This is a genomic window from Pseudoalteromonas sp. 2CM28B (assembly GCF_023161935.1).
Genome location: NZ_JALNTH010000035.1, coordinates 1 through 16,779 on the forward strand (window position 1 = coordinate 1; position 16,779 = coordinate 16,779).

A 16,779-nucleotide genomic window follows, 5' to 3' on the forward strand; every position below is an offset into this window, starting at 1 on the left:
GATGTATAGCGATTTGATTTTTTCATAGTTCCAGTTTCTCAAGTTATTGAGTCTCTGGCAAACACGGGGCGATTCATAGTATTACTTTATTGACTTTTAATACCGGCGTGCACAGCACTAAACCCAATAGAATTATAATACTGGACCAAACTAACTCACCTGTTTCATATATACCTATAACACTAATATAAATTAGCCATGCGCCTAAGCACATTAACAAAAAGTGAAATATAACCCCTGAGACTCCGCCATTATCTGTAAATATTAGCTGCCCATTGCTTTGTTTTTGTAATTTGTAACTCATTGATACACCATCATGAAAAATGAATTTCCTTTTTTAGTAAATTAGGTTTTTTGAGCTAAGTACAAACGGCCATTTTCATGCCGTAGCTACCCCTAAGACACTATATACACACCATAGTCCAGTACTAATAGAACAAGATAAAATAAAGTGTACACTTTATTTTCAAAAAAACTCTAAACTCAACATTTAAGCTAGTCTTCAATTCAACCTGCGACCTAATTTTGAAAGCTTGAAAGATATAATCATATAAAAACTGTTTTTATAGTTTAATACTCAAATACTACTTTGCTAACAGCTTACAGTACCTTGAAACAGTTATTAACACATACTTCCATGTTTTAATTACCGTTGAGAACTTTAGAGTTAAAAACATGCTTCTTTGTAAAGATTAACTTTTTTAAATTAAAGTACGATATTAATTTTTAATACATAATAGAAAGAAAGCTCTTATTACTTTTCCAATTTTATAACTTAGATTAACAGACAGGTTTTTTTTAAAATTATTTTTTGCTAGAGTAATTGCATTGAAAGGATTAAATTGCTCAAGGATGATGATGATAAAGAAAAATGTTATTGTGGATTCTGCATCAATTATACGCACACCTATAACTCTCTATTACTCTCACACTATTGGGGAGATCACTAAACACCCAAATAATGAATTTGAAATGTTTAACTATAATTTTCGAACTCACTATTTTCGCCACATTATAACTTGGACATACGTTATGATTAAGCGATGTACCTGTATCCCGTCTATTGTAGCCACCAAGCATTATTTTAGTTCATGCATTTATTGCTTAACTCTTATTTTATTCAGTAAATTCAGAAAATTCAGAAAATCAGTAAAAAATTTAATACATCTAAATGTAAAATAATAAAAATTAATTTTCCTTACTTAAATGTGAACCTTTTACCAATACTTGAGAATATAAATACTGATCTATATATATTTAAGAATAAACGATAATAGTAGTTCTAATTATTTAAAGTTATAGCATGTTCAATGATTAGAGAAATCACCAATAACCGTTAACAAAAAAAGGAATTAACAGTGCAAAAAAGTAAATTAACTAAAAGTGCGATTTGCGTGGGGCTTGCTTTAACCTCAAGCTCAGCCGTTGCAGCTAACAGCTGGTTGTCACGTGTAACTACGGATGACCAGCAGCAACATCAAAACATTCTTATGTCACAAGGAGTACAAAACACATCATCATTAAGTACTGATTCATCTAAAGCGGTATTTGATATTACAGTATCTTTGCATAATAACCCTCAAGGATCAGATAAAGTTGCCTACGAGCAAATATTTTCCCATTTTGCAAATGCAGTTTGTGAGCAAACTAATGGCGCACATAAGCTTGGCAAAGTAAGAGTATTTAGAGAAAACAAGCATCGTTCTAAGTCTGATATTATATGGGGTGAAAGAGAGTGGCCGCGAGCTAATGTTTCCGGTTTTGGCGCAAATGGCATGCACATTTGGTTTGGTGATGTTTTTCCTAATGGCTCGGGCCCAGGTCAAGACCATAACATGCTACAGGACCCAAAAGGAGCAGGATATACTTTAGCACATGAATGGAGCCATTATGCGTATGGTTTATTTGATGAGTATAAAGGTACAACTGATTCAGCAGAGCCTAACACTCCTATTAAGTCAGATGCACCAACAACCTCTATCATGAGTAACCAATGGCAAGCATTAACGGCAGGTATGCAATGGTTAAATCACTCAACTAAGGACACTATTGGTAATATTGACAGTACAGCACAAGGCCGAATATATGGTAAAAGTGCGTGGGAAGTGCTTCTGCAAGATATTAAAGATGATCCTAAATCTGGCCGTAAAACCGCACAGCCAAGCCGAACACGCTATTTAACTTTGGCGGATAATGCTCCGGATACAAATACACCATTAAAGATCGAATTACCAGCAGCGCAAGATTCCTGTCAAAACCAGCTTAGTGTAGAGTGGGTTGAAGGTGATATAGACATGCAAATTGTGATAGACCGCTCTTATAGTATGCTAGGTCCAGCAATGAGTAATGCCAAACAAGCTGCTAAAGTGCTTGTTGATGCGTCATCTTCAGGTGGTACATCAATGGGGCTTATTTCTTTTTCAGACAAAGAGCTTGTTAACCAAGATTATCCTATTACAAAAATTGATAGTCCTAATTCAAATGTTAAAACAGAACTAAAAACAGCAATAGATGCTATTTACGAAAATGGCACTACTGCACTCTACGATGCTTCACAACTTGCATTAGATAATTTAACCGCGTATCAATTCAACGAAGAAAGCAATGCACCTGGCGTTGTTTTTCTTTTGGCTGATGGCTATGACAACGACTCAAGCTATACACAAGAACAGATTATCGCCAATTATCAAAATAATGACATCGCTATTTTTAGTTTAGGCTATGGTTTTGCATCACCTACAGGGCCATTATTAACACTTGCTAGCGAAACTGGTGGGAAATACTTTTCTTCACCCACCACGCTTGCTGAAATTGTAGATGCTTTTTTACAAGCTAATGCTACTGCAACAGATAACCAAAATTTAGCATCTACAACCCTTACGATAGAAAGTTCGCAAAGTGCCACTCAAGTGATTGCCGTTGATTCAGGGTTGGATAACGTGAGTGTGTTTATTAACCACAACGCCAACCTAGATGATGTACAACTTACTCTTTTAGATAGTACAGGTAGTGAAGTAAGCGATGTGGTTTTCAACTGTAATGATTCTTCAGAAACGTTAACTTGCGGTGCTTATATTACTAACCAACACATAACATCACACGGAACAGGTGAATGGCAGTTACAAGTTACTAATTTAAATAATACCAATAGCTTAAATGCTATTGTTAATGTGAGTGCTGAACCTACCCTATCGGGCAGCTACACATTAAGTGTTGAAGGATCTCAAGGAAACTCTGTCACCTACCCCAGTCCTATGATCTTAACTGCAGCGATTACTAAAGACAAACTAATCACGGGCGCTAATGTGTTAGCAACCATTACCGATCCTGATCAAAATTCAACTAATTTAGAAATGTCTGATGATGGTCTAGAAGGCGATGCCGTAGCGGGAGATGGTATCTACTCGGTAATAGCACCATATAACGAAAATGGTATTTACCAAATAGAAGTACATGTAAATAATGATGATGGAAATGCAATTTATACTACAACAGGTTTATTAACGCCTACACTTGATGGCTCAGTACCTGAGATGGAGGCTTTGCCAAGCATAGATGAAAATTTCGTACGTATAGGTAAAACCACGTTAGTTGTTAACGATGTACCACGCTCAGACTATAATGATGACTTTTATTTTAGCGAACAATTGGCTTCAAATAATGTATATATGAATGGAGTAATCAATAATAAGGGCGACAAAGATTTTTATGAAATAAATGACATAGATGTAACCAAACAGCTAGTTGTACGGGTATCTGACATGAGTTTGGGGATGGTTCCTACCCTTAATATATACAAATCTGATGGTACAACTCCCATTCAAGAAAATATCACTTTGCAGAGCAATCCATCCAACACAGATTATGTATATTATAAATTTGATAAATCACAACTTGAATCAAAAATTTATGTAGAAGTTATGCATCAAGATGAAAATGCAAGTATGGGGGGATACCAAATAAGTGCCGGAGAGCCTATTTATACAGATACACCTGTTAGCAATGAACCTTCTAACAATGCGCCCGAAGTTAAGCCTGATAATATCTCTTTGAAATCCGGAGAAATTAAAGTAATTAAGCCCTTAGAAAACGACTCTGATCCAGATGGTGATACATTAGCTATTAATAGTATACAAACTGATGGGACTATTGGATTGGTTACTTTAGAACAAAATGAAGTAACTTATGATGCAACCTCTGCATTTTCTGATCAAGCACCAGGCACGGTCATAACCGACTCTTTTACTTATACAGTAACCGACAATAACGGGGCTTTTGTTGAAGGTACAGTCACTGTTACAGTAACAATCCCAAATGAAGGCTCAGAGCCGGAGGAAGAACCAGACGAGGTTAATTCAAGTGATGATGATAGCGGCAGCCTATTTTGGCTTACATTGATGTTGGCACCACTTTCGATATTGAGACGCCGTAAAAAATAACTTACTCTGATAACTTCAGGATACTAAAGGCCTTCGTAATTAACTTATACGAAGGCCTTTTTATATTAGTTAGTTTGGAGGAGTCCAGGCCGGACAACTGCACCATGAAATATGCACGTGAATTGTACGGTGAGCTTTAATCGGGTTTAAATCCACATACACTTTACAAGTGCCGCTTCATTTAACAAAGCTAGTAATTGCTGATTATCGAAAGTAAAAGCCCTTCCCACAATTTATAGGGAATAAGCTTAAATGCCATTAGGCGGACAGGATGGCAACGAATAAAACCTACCTGTTCAGTTATCTTCTTTGCTAGCTTTTTCACCCTGTATGCATTTTTGCGTAAGTACGGTTCCTTTACAGAGTTTATGCCAACGGATAATAAGCGCTTTATCATTTAACCTATTCGCTTTTTTATCATCAACATACAGTACTAAATGAGTGTACCTCAGGAATCCTGCCTTCCGCCCTGCGGGCCTACTGCCTGTTGTAAAATATTCCAACATTTTGTTGGTTACTCATTACGGCTTAACCACATATATTAATGCAAAACATCTTGGCTAACTCTAGCAGTTTGTTTTCAACCCAGCATCGTTGATGCCCGTAAGACTTACCTGTAAAGCGGTCTTCACCACATAAAAATGCACGGCGCACGCAACGCGAAATACAGTGATAATATTTTGTATCAACCAAACTTATTTGTCGTTTTCTTGCGATTGACATAGGACACCCTGCTTGTTTTTAACATCACACAAAAGCTAGCTTGTAACTTCGAAAAGTGCAAGATTTAGGATGGGTGTCACTGTTATTTTCTTGACGCTATCTTGCAATTGCCATAGAGCTGGAGCACCCCGACTATTTTTAAACTAATTAAAACGTAGCTTTTAATTTCATAAAATTAAAATGGATGTTCAGTTTATTTTTTACGAATTAAGAGAGCTTATAAGGTTTGGTAAATTACTCGCGTTTATAATTACTATCACAATAAATAAGCCAACCATCAAACCAACATGACGCTTAAATGGGTAAACCATTTCGCTTGTTCTATCTAATGAAACTGGGTATTGGTATTTTAATAACGAATATACTAGGGCCTCACTATCAACACTCCAGTGTGAAAGCGAAATACTCTGCCCTTTTGTGGTATCAAAAACAAGGGATATTAAGTGTGATCTTTTTGAAGTTCTGCCAACAGAGTTTTCAATAGAATCGTAATTGTAATTCCATTTAGCCTTTATGTTGATAATATTTTGCTTACTTAGTGTGCGAGGTTTTTTATCAGTGAATAGTAACGCGGGTAAATAAAGCTCATCATCGTTTATGATAATGGAGCTTAAAGGCGCTGTTTTTATAAAATAGTATTTATTACAAATAATTACCCTAGCAAAGTAATAGCTTACATAAGTTATTACTAAAAACGCAAAAGATGATTTCCAATTTTGTGATGAATAAGCAATAAATAGTGTAAGTAAAGCAAAACAGGCTACGGTAAAGTAGACTGATTTTTTCTTACTATTAGGAAGTGGCAGTGCACACCTTAGAATGGAAATATTATTTTTGGCCTCAGCATTACCGAAAATAGTATTTTGCGGGAATGCTTTTGAAAACTCATTCACTGTTGCTGAGTTTGTTTTTTCAGCCTCGGCTTCTTCGCGTTTAGCCGTATAAGCGCGCTCAAAAGTTGACAGTTTACTCACTACTAACTGCGCTTGCTTGGCTTGTTTAAAACACCTAAACGTGTAAGTGCTCAATTTGCCTTCTGGTGATGTGTAATTAATATCAATCACGCTAATAGCTTTATTATCTTGGCATGAAATTGTTTTAATCGTGCAAGTATCAATAGTATGATGACTAAACGTGAAGATTTTTTTCTTAAAAAAATAAGCCCCCAACTTCACATCTATTTGATTATTGTGTTCATCAAATTTTAATCGATGTTGAAACATCAAAAGCGCAAAAATTAATATAACATCAAGCCCATCGCTTGTATTAAAAATCAAGCCTTGACTTAAAACACCTAGTACAAGCCCAGCTACGGTTAGCCAAATGAATAGCCATTTAATCGTTTCTAATAGTGATTTTAATATAATTGAATTAGCCAAAACTCTCTCTTTAAATAGAAAGAGCATGCTTAATTGCATACTCTCATAACATATAAATACTTAAGGTATTCGAAAAGCCAATTAGCTAGACGCAATAATAATTATCCAACCGTCTTCTTTGGTATATTTAAAGCCACAACCATCCGACACTAAGTTCTTTTCACCATATTTAGCCTCAATTTTAACTTGAGCAAAAAGAGGTTTTGTCTCTGTTGATAGTTTTTGAGATAAAACCTCGAATTCAGGGCTTGTTACATACTTTTGAAATTTTTCTGCCTTTTTACTCAAATATGCGACAGCGCGTTTTTGTTCGTCTTCCGTATCTTTAAAATGCTTTGGTACAAAAGACATCAAGGTATCAATGTCTTTATCAGCTTTAGCTTGTCTAAACTCTTCGCACTTTTTTATAAATAATGGATCTTGATTATCCTTAGCAGGAAAATTCACATTTGATTCATTAGCAAATGCTGCTGTACTTAATACCATAATGCTAGAAAGCGCTATTAATCGTGATTTCATTTCAAATCCTTTGTTAACGGAACAAATAAAGGGGATGTTGTGTAAATATTAAGCTTTTCATCATCTACACTGATTGCTGTGGCATCCATAGTAAAATTAAACCCACCATCAACCTCTGTCCAAGTAAAACTAATAACGTCAGGTGCTTGAGCAAATAACTTTCGCTCATTATTAAAACAAGAAACCCCCTGTAACATTTTTTGTTGATCTTCTACATGCCAGAAGTCGTTACCTGGTTTAGAAAGGTATATATAACAACCACGCTCTAGGCCTTCAATACTCACTTTATAATTAAACAGTCCAATATCGGGCTCTAGTTCGACAGAACCTTCAATAACACCATTAACAGAATGGGAGTCTACACACCCTTGTAAAACTAATGAACCGAGCAATACACATATTGTTTTTTTTAACATAGCGTTCCTTTTTATTGTAGAGCCTTTGTATAGGCTCTACATAATCTATCTAATCAATTGTTAACGTAGAATTAACACCAACAGAGTTATCAAAAAACTTACACCCTACAGGGTTGGAATTTGGTGTATTGTTCACCTTTATTTTTAAATTTTTTGAGAATTGGGTACCTACAGCAAAATCAACTTTGCCATTAGTTTGACCAGATATCACATCAACGTTATTTGAAAAGCAAATGTAATAAGTTGCTCGTTGGTCTGGAACCGTTATACCTGTAATAATAATATCATGCTCACCTTGCTCAGTTGTTAATGTATTAGTTTTCTTTCTTTGTCCTGGCGTCGTTTCATCAATTATTTCACCGTCTACACTTACCTGAAAACTATCATCAATTACATTACCGTTATCACCAAAAGTAAAAGTAATTGTGGATTCAGAAATTACTATAGCACTTGAATCTTCATCATCACCCACTCTAACAATAACAGTGCCTGTTACAGCGCCGTTAGGTACTTTTACTTTAATCTGAGTGTTATCGCCAGATAGAACATCACTTTTTAAAAGTTCACCATTTTCTGAGGTAAAATACACCTCATTGTTAGTTAACTTAGTAGTATCAAACCCTACTCCCGTTATTGTAACAAGCTGTTCAGTAAATGCTGGATTTGGATTGATTTTGTCAATTTTTAAACCATCCGCAAACGTTAAGTATTTAGGTGAACTATTTTGCGCGGCTGAATTAGCTATATTATCGTCAAAAACAACCTCTACCTCAATCTTAGAGTCTAACGTAGCCTGAGCAATTATTTCTTGCGGGATATATACATCTACTTCATTACATGCTTTGTTTGGCCTATAAGAGTCATCTAATGAACCTAAGTTTTTAATTATTACCTCTTTATTAGCGCCTGTCGTAATATCTTTATAGTATATTTTCGGATATATTGGAGAATTAAAAGCAGAGGTTTGCGGGCATAAACCAATACCGGTAATGGTTAAAGCCGGCATGAAGTTATCTTTAGATAATATGCCTGGGCTTAGTTTTAAAATTTTCAACCCCCATTCAATCTTAAATTCATAACGCATCTCCATAGTATAAAAATCATACCAGGCTTCGGCTAAATTTGATGAATCACTTACTACAGATAAAACATCTAAAGCCGCTTTTATTTGACCGTAAACGGGAATAAATTTTTCGGCAATTTTCTCAGCAATCTCGTTTCTTACACTTGAAAGCCAATCTGATAGCCCAAAACCGTAGTATTCTGCTATTGATGAAAGTATCGGTCCTGGCTTTAAATTGCGTAAGGCTTTTTCTTCGTTTAACATTACCTTTTTTACTTCAGCAACAATATCAGCCTGTTCATCTTTGGTAACCCTTCCATCCAAAAAAGCATCATCTATCGCATCGATAACACCTGGCATCGCTTTCCAGACAACCTCAAGAAGTAACTTTGCAGGTTTACCACGCCCTTCTTCAGGTATGACATAGCCACTTGGATCAATTGGGTTCCTTTCACCTTTTTCATCTGCTGCCATATTAAGAACAGAGTCAAATGTTGGTAATATAAGGGCATCAACTAAGTTCTTTATAAAAAGGTATTTTGAAACTTTCAACTTTTCCAGATCGTCAACGGGATTATTTTTTATTCCTGGAGTAAGAACTTCAATTAAGCAGTTTTGATATTGACAAGCTTTTAAATAAGCATCTTTAGACCAAAGCGAAATAGCAAAAACACGGTATTCTGACGGGGCTATCATGTCACGATCTATAAATGATGTAATATGTGAATATGTTTTTGGTTTCTTATTATCTTTATCTGATGGATCTAAACCAACCTCCGGTTGTTCTGAAACGACAAGCTCATTATTAATTTTATATACAGCTGCACTCAAGTACATTGGTGAGCTATTTTGAAGTTCTGAAAAGCCATCGTAATCGAATAAGTCAAACAACCCTTTTTGAGTGGCCTCTATTCTTATTCCTGCTTGACTTTGGTCTGGCGAATATGTAGGTCTTTGACTTTCTTCTGACTCACTTTGGCTGAAAGCTATTTTAGCAAGGCCTCTGTTAGAGCTTTCCTTTAATAACTTGGAAGTACTAGTATTATTTATTTTAAATAATTCATTAGCAATTTTAGTTGCTTTACCTATGATATTATAAGATTCATCTAGTAAAAAAATATCTAATGGCTCTGTTTGTAATGAATCAATATACCATGCTTTAAATTCTACATAAGAATCTAACTCCACCATTTTATCAACTAACCCCTGTGGGTTTTGTATATTTTCATTGTACTCATAAGCCCGAAGAACGAGAGATTGCAAAGTGCTATCAATGCTTAACTGCACTGAGTTATCATTTAAAATATAACCTTGCAAAAAACGAATACCATTTTTCCAAAATAAAGTTATATATTCTGATTTATCAGTTATATTTACTTCTGAATTATTAAAATCATTAGGTTTAGAAAACGTTACATCTTCACCATCTAAAGAGAAATCACCTTCAATATTTAAGTAATCCGGAACACTAATAGTTACTAATAAATCATTGGTTTTACTAATGCTTGAATAATTACTTTCGCCAAATACATTTTGTAAGCTAAACGAGCCAGTTCCAATATTTTCAGGCACAATAAAATTAGCACTTGTATCGTCTATGTAATCTAGCTGTATTGTTGGGCCATCTGCAAAGACTAATGAAGTACCACTCTCTAAGTTTTCACCTATTATTAATACCTCCTCCCCTTCGACTACATTTCTAGATGGGATGTCTGTAATAATTGGTGTTTTTGGATGCAGTAATGTGGCATCAATACTATTGGTTTTATAGCCATCTAAAGCTAAAAATAATGTAATTGGTTCACCACCTAGCGCCACCTTTGGGTAGTTAGGTATAACAAATTCAATTTTATTTTCTGAGGTAATCGTCACTGGTAAATTAACGACGGGCTGTTTGTCATCCCCTTTTAACATTACTAAATGTGCTGCATTACCTTTAAGGTTTTCTGCATTTAAATTAGCAGGATAAAAAGGCCTAACTTTGTTAATAAATACTGCTTGGTCACTATGAGAGTATATTGCAGAACTAATAACTGGGGTATTTGATGGGTATAAGTTATTTATATCAATTAGTTTTACTAGTGGCTGCGGATCGTTTACATCAAACAAAAAGTCGCCATCGTCGTCATTATCTAAAAAGTTAGGGATGCCATCACCATCAAGATCGTAACGGATAAACTCAACTAAGTTTAATTCATCTGAATCTTGAACTGCATTATTGTCACTATCTAGGTCTATAAAGGCTGGTTTTTTATCGCCATCTAAATCGTAGGTTAATTCTATATCATCAGTAATACCATCATCATCGCTGTCTAAATCAAGCCAATTTGGAATCCCATCACCATCTACATCATGACCGAAGCTGAAATTAGATGAATAAATATGGTACTCATTACCATCAGGAATTTTATCACTATCGGTATGCTGACCGAGGTAATTCATTCCTAAGGCCTGCTCTTTATTGTTAGGAACACCATCTTTATCAATATCAATAAAGGCATGTACTGAATATGTAAAGCTATCTGTACCTAAGGTATTTCTATCAGTAATACTTAAATTATATTCACCTGCTTGCTTAGGCGAGAAAGTAATAGCTTGACCCACTTTACCAACGTGCTCAATGTTAGTTGGTATAGTAGAAATAACATCGCCATTATTATTAATAATCGTTAAAGACGGTGTGAAACGTGAATCATCTTTAAAAAGTATAAACGTCACTGATAAGTCTTCAAATAGCATTGAGCTGGTGATATTAAATTTAAAATCATCAATATCTACATTTTCAGAAATACCCCCCGATACTTTAAAGGGTATATTCCCAACTGGGTTTGCTTCAGCAACGTTATTATTAAACTCTTCTTCTTGAACAACCGTAATCGTGGTTTTATCGGCATCAAACGGATAATCATCCTGTTCATCAGGCACGCCATCACCGTCTTCGTCTTTATTTTCCCAAGTACCCACGTATTCAATAGGTTCACCACCGGTATCACCACCGGTATCACCACCGGTATCTCCACCGGTATCTCCACCGGTATCTCCACCGGTATCTCCACCGGTATCTCCACCGGTATCTCCACCGGTTCCACCAGGTATTGATGTAGAATCATCTTCACTTATTGATTCGTTACACCCAACGAGTGTTACACTTAATGAGCCTGCTAAAAGCAGTGCTAAAAGTTGTTTTGCGTTCATTTTCCTTACCCTTATTGTTGGTGCTTTCCCTTACATCCGATATGGTGTTTGCATTCGGATTAGTGCATAAGATTTAATTGTAATGTAGTACCCGCTGTAACTTGTATCCCCTGCTGAGGATGTTACAGCCCCCAATGCAGAGCACGTTAGTTGTTCTTGGTTTGGTATATAATAAACAAATTTGTCTGAAGTGGGATCGGGGTCTACGTCTGTTAAGGTTAAAATTTTACCTATTAACCAGTTAGCTAATGGCACCTCTAGGCGTTTACACCAATCAACTTCTATTTGTAGTAAGTTGGCATCTTGTATATTAAGTTTTTTGTCACTTGATATTGTTTCAACCTGCGGGTTTCTGTACATCAAGTTGTCGTTCGGTATTTCGTAGACTGTAGGCCCGTCTTTATAGTGCCTACGTTGCTTAAATTTATTAAACACATCACTTGTAGGATTAAGTACCGTTATGTTGGAGGCGATTGCAGTATATGCTTTAGACTTTGCAAACGCGGTAGCTACATCGAACCCATCTGGATCATCGCCTGAGTCAACCATAAATAGTGGCATCATGCCTTGTGCAAGTGCACTTTGCATTTTAGACATACTGCCATGATTTAATGCCCCTGCACGCGCAGCATCAAATGTTGCCGCATTTAGAGTTACTTTATCTTTGTAAATCAGCACCCATTGTATAAGCAACATGATAAGCACTAACACCAACGGCGCTAAAAATGGCAGGGTTATTGAAAACTCCACCATTGATTGCCCTCGCTGCTTTTGTAAACTCCTTTTTAGCTTACTCACCCTACTACTCCCTACTCTTTTTTCCCGGTTTGCAGACGCATTAATTGAATAAAAAGCTCATCCATTTGTGCTTTACCTGCAGAGTTCTCTTCAAGGTGTTTTTGCGCTTCTATTAACACATCTGTTGCTTGTCTCATTCTGGCAATAGCCAAGTTGTACCATGCTTTATCATGCTCTACATCTAATTGAATACAGCGTTGATAGGCACTAATAGCAGCGTCTAAACGGTTAGTTCGGGTATAAATATTACCGAGCCTAAACCACGCTGGGGGGTAGCTATCTTTTAATTTAATTAACTGCCTATATAGGCCTTCTGCCATATCTAAGTGCCCTGCCAAATAGGCAGCTTCAGCTCTGTTTTCAATTTCGACTAAGTTTACTTTTGATTCTGGCTCTTGCTGTGGTGAGCTACTACAACCAGAAATAAGTAAAATCATTAATGCTATATATATAGTTTTCATGTACTTCTCAGTTATTCTATTATTAAGTTGTCGCCAACTTTTAGTGTTTGTGTATTATTATTTTTTGTTGATAACTCAATTACTTTGTATGCTTTACCACATGCACTAAATTGCCAGGGGCGTAAGTTTTTAACAATTTTTATAACCGTGTTTTGTTTATTTAAATAAACAACGTCTATGGCATATCGCATACCAAACATATGAACTGAGTTACAAGGTGTTATAAGTAACCCATCATTTTCCTTAAGCGTTCTGCCCAGCAATCCCCTTAAACGTAACCACCACGTATTTGCAATAAATAAATTACAAATGGTGTGCCCTGTTATTGTTTTTACTTGATGATTAAATGCGTTACAGGTCATACATAAACTTCATTACTATTGGGAAAAACAAAATCATAAATGTAACAGGGAAAATAAACATGATTAGCGGAAACACCAACTTTACTGGCGCTTCTAGTGCTTTTTTCTCTGCACGTTGGAAACGCTCAACACGACGTTGATCTGATTGCACTCTTAAAGTTGACCCTAAACTTGCCCCTGTTTTTTCGGCTTGTGCTAATGCACTAACAAGATTGTTTACTTCGGAAGTTTGTACTCGCTCTGCCATTGCTCTAAACGCATCAACTTTATTAACGCCAGCTCTTAAGTCTCTAAGCACCTTACCAAATTCAACTTTTAAAGGCCCTTCAGGTCCTTTATCAACCGCTTGGCTAAGGCCGCCTGTTAAGTTTAACCCGGCTTCTACAGACATGGTTATAAAATCTAGGTAAACAGGGAGTGACTTTACTATTGCCAGTTGACGCTTCTTTTTAAGGTCGTTAAGTGTTAACAGCGGTAAAAAATAGCCAAATATAGCGCCGTAAACTAAGGCCATAAAAGTAACGGCATCAAGCATTGCACAGACTAAGAATGTAAATAGTGTACAACATAGTGACGATACAACCCTTACACCAAAATACTCTTCTGCAGTCAAAACATAAGAGAGCCCAGATATTTGTAATTTTTTTCCTGTCTTTACAAGGTAATCAATGGGTAAACGTTCACCGATGTAAAATGCAGCTAAACGCACAAATGGCCATATTAATTTTAATGATGGCGGAAGCGGATCCATAAAATCACGAGTATCTTCAGGGAGCCCTTGTTTAATTTTATAACCACTATAAAAAAGTAAAAATAGTGATATGCCTGCTGTTATTAATATAAAAAGCATCTATTCACCTACACATCTATATTTACAATTTTACGGATGAATATATAACCAACATAAAGCATTATTGCGGTAACTGCACAAACAGCCCACCCCATTGGCTCTGTAAAAAGCCGCATCATGTGTATAGGCTCCATATGATATAAAATAAAGCCTATAAATAAAGGTAATGCAGTCATTACTATGCCTTGCATTTTACCTTGACCAGTTAATGCATCTATCTTACCTTCCATTTCTAATTTTCTTCTAAGTGTGTCCGCTAGCCTTTCAAGAGTTTCAGCGAGATTCCCTCCTATTTCCTTAGAAATTTGCATGCCAGAAACCACTAATTTAAAGTCAAGCTCAGGGATACGAGTTAACATATTATTCAAGCCATCGTTAAAGTCTACACCGAGGCGCTGCTCTCTTAAAAACAATGAAAACTCTTGACTGATTGGTGCGGATTGTTCCTGTGCCATCGTTTCTAACGCATTCGTTAAACTTGACCCTGAGCGCATCGAAGCACATACCATGTTCAAGGCATCAGGCAACTGCTTTATAAACAATTTACGTCTACGCTTTTGTAAAAATTTATAAAAATAGGGTGGCAAAAAGGCAATAATACTCACTAATATAAATGCAAGTACAACCGCCCCTGTATATACCCAAACTATTAAAAAAAATACAAACATACCTATCATGTTAAAAATAAACAGTTTCTGTGGTTCTATAAATAAAAACATATCTGATAGGTTTACTTTGGCCGCATGAGTGAATGTTTCTCGGTATTTTTGTGCCAACTCACGGGAAACAAAGTTACCAGCATAAATAAGTAAGGTTACTGTTAGCCCAACCAGTGTCATTATTACTATATTACTCATGATGATCGCCTGTTTTAAAAATACCAAGGTCAACATCAACACCTCTATCGCGAAGCTTTTCGTAAAACTCAGGGATCATTCCTGTTGCGACGTATTCACCTTGTACTTTGCCGTTTATGTCATAGCCTGTTTGCTTAAATTTAAATATTTCAGAAAGCTGAAGTACGTTACCTTCAACGCCTGTTACTTCACAAATAGAAGTAACACGTCTTGAGCCATCGCTAAAACGTGATTGCTGCACAATCATGTTAACTGCGGAACCAATTTGTTCTCGTATAGCTTGTATAGGTAAATCCATTCCGGCCATCATAACCATTACTTCTAAACGTGATATACAATCTCGCGGAGTGTTGGCGTGAGCAGTTGTTAAAGATCCATCATGGCCTGTGTTCATGGCTTGAAGCATATCCAGTGCTTCACCACCACGACACTCACCAACAACAATTCTGTCTGGTCGCATACGTAAGCAGTTTTTTACTAAGTCACGAATTTCTACAGCTCCCTTACCTTCTTGGTTTGGGGGCCTTGCTTCTAGTGATACTAGATTAGGCTGATAAAGTTTTAACTCGGCGGCATCCTCGACTGTGATTATACGTTCATCATCTGGAATGAAATTAGATAAAACGTTAAGCAATGTTGTTTTACCAGAACCAGTACCACCAGAAATAACTACATTCCTCTTATTTACAACTGTCATTTGTAAAAACTTAACCATGGCCGAAGACATCGAACCAAAGTTTACTAAATCTTCTGCTTCTAACTTTTTGGCCATGAATTTACGAATCGTGATGCAAGGTCCTTTTAATGCTAAAGGCGGAATAATGGCATTTACACGAGACCCATCTTTTAGCCGCGCATCAACCATTGGCTGGCCTTCGTCAATCCTTCGCCCTAGCGGTGTAACAATTCTCTCAATAGCACTTAATACGGCTTGATCATCAGTAAAAGCAATGTCAGATAAAAATAGCTTACCCGCTTTTTCATAAAATATTTCATCGTGGGAATTAACCATAATTTCTGAAACATCAGGATCACTAATAATATTTTCAAGTGGCCCTAATCCAATAGTTTCATCTAGAACCTCTTTGCAAAGCTCATCAAAATCTACGTTTACTGGTATTTGTAATTTAAAGATTATTGACTCAATAAGCCCTTTACTTTGCTTTCTTAGTTCCTCATCGCTCATTTCTGATACATTTACTCGACGAAGGTCAATTTGTTTAATTAACTCCTTGTGTACTTCTTTCCTAAGTTCGTTACGTTTTTTTATTCTTTTACGAGTTTCTAGTTCTTCTACAGTTGCTTCATTATGTACTTCAACAGATTGTTTACTTTGTGGTGTAAGATCATCAAAAGTTACTTCAGAACTAGACTTTAAATGTGTATTTTCAGGTTTGTTTTCTTTTAATGAATCAAAGCCTTCGTTAAGTTCTACTCTTATATGATAACCACCAATTTCGATAAGGTCAGTGGACTTTAGCGGACCAGCAGAGTCAATTTTATTTCCATTTACTTGTGTACCCGTACGGCTTGCTCTGTCTTCTAAGAAAATTCCCTCGTCATTTAAATAAAGTTTCGCGTGCTCTTTAGATACCTTAAAACCATGGAGACTCACTTTATGCTGTTTATCTTTGCCAATCACACAGGTTTTTTCATTGCATTTAATTCTATTTACCGGTGTACCTTTGGCAGTTTGGACAATTACATCAAACATAGT

11 protein-coding genes and 1 pseudogene are annotated in these 16,779 nt (G+C 36.1%); 1 reads left to right on the forward strand and 11 read right to left on the reverse strand.

Annotation, left to right across the window (positions count from 1 at the left end; all coding sequences use genetic code 11):
* Positions 1 to 1,358: 1,358 nt before the first annotated feature.
* The gene (locus tag MTN96_RS29195; RefSeq protein WP_248533679.1) at positions 1,359 to 4,439 is read left to right on the forward strand and encodes a VWA domain-containing protein; all 3,081 of its coding nucleotides are present in this window, start codon (positions 1,359 to 1,361) and stop codon (positions 4,437 to 4,439) included.
* A gap of 308 nt (positions 4,440 to 4,747) precedes the next feature.
* Here MTN96_RS29195 and MTN96_RS29200 read toward each other — a convergent pair.
* From MTN96_RS29200 to MTN96_RS29250, 11 genes and pseudogenes are all read right to left on the reverse strand, one after another.
* Positions 4,748 to 5,162: pseudogene (locus MTN96_RS29200) on the reverse strand (hypothetical protein); the annotation flags it as partial.
* 200 nt (positions 5,163 to 5,362) lie between these two features.
* On the reverse strand, positions 5,363 to 6,541 hold the full coding sequence (locus tag MTN96_RS29205) for a hypothetical protein (protein ID WP_248533681.1): 1,179 nt from the start codon (positions 6,539 to 6,541) through the stop codon (positions 5,363 to 5,365).
* Between the two features lie 81 nt (positions 6,542 to 6,622).
* Entirely contained in the window at positions 6,623 to 7,060 is a 438-nt protein-coding gene (locus tag MTN96_RS29210; RefSeq protein WP_248533683.1) for a hypothetical protein, read from the reverse strand.
* Entirely contained in the window at positions 7,057 to 7,476 is a 420-nt protein-coding gene (locus MTN96_RS29215; protein ID WP_248533685.1) for a hypothetical protein, read from the reverse strand. Before MTN96_RS29215 ends, MTN96_RS29210 begins: the two co-directional genes overlap by 4 nt.
* Before the next feature lie 49 nt (positions 7,477 to 7,525).
* Positions 7,526 to 11,734, reverse strand: coding sequence for an IPT/TIG domain-containing protein (locus MTN96_RS29220; RefSeq protein ID WP_248533687.1), 4,209 nt, complete (start codon positions 11,732 to 11,734; stop codon positions 7,526 to 7,528).
* Between the two features lie 30 nt (positions 11,735 to 11,764).
* On the reverse strand, positions 11,765 to 12,532 hold the full coding sequence (locus MTN96_RS29225) for a TadE/TadG family type IV pilus assembly protein (RefSeq protein WP_248450950.1): 768 nt from the start codon (positions 12,530 to 12,532) through the stop codon (positions 11,765 to 11,767).
* A gap of 11 nt (positions 12,533 to 12,543) precedes the next feature.
* Entirely contained in the window at positions 12,544 to 12,993 is a 450-nt protein-coding gene (locus tag MTN96_RS29230; protein WP_248533690.1) for a tetratricopeptide repeat protein, read from the reverse strand.
* Between the two features lie 11 nt (positions 12,994 to 13,004).
* The gene (locus MTN96_RS29235; RefSeq protein ID WP_248533691.1) at positions 13,005 to 13,355 is read right to left on the reverse strand and encodes a DUF192 domain-containing protein; all 351 of its coding nucleotides are present in this window, start codon (positions 13,353 to 13,355) and stop codon (positions 13,005 to 13,007) included.
* Positions 13,345 to 14,205 (reverse strand): type II secretion system F family protein, encoded by an 861-nt coding sequence (locus tag MTN96_RS29240; RefSeq protein WP_248533693.1) that lies wholly within the window; start codon positions 14,203 to 14,205, stop codon positions 13,345 to 13,347. The genes MTN96_RS29235 and MTN96_RS29240 overlap by 11 nt, the downstream gene beginning before the upstream one ends.
* An 8-nt stretch (positions 14,206 to 14,213) precedes the next feature.
* A complete protein-coding gene (locus MTN96_RS29245) occupies positions 14,214 to 15,062 on the reverse strand; it encodes a type II secretion system F family protein (RefSeq protein ID WP_248450946.1) in 849 nt (282 codons plus the stop codon).
* A complete protein-coding gene (locus MTN96_RS29250) occupies positions 15,055 to 16,776 on the reverse strand; it encodes an ATPase, T2SS/T4P/T4SS family (RefSeq protein ID WP_248533695.1) in 1,722 nt (573 codons plus the stop codon). The genes MTN96_RS29245 and MTN96_RS29250 overlap by 8 nt, the downstream gene beginning before the upstream one ends.
* Positions 16,777 to 16,779: the final 3 nt, after the last annotated feature.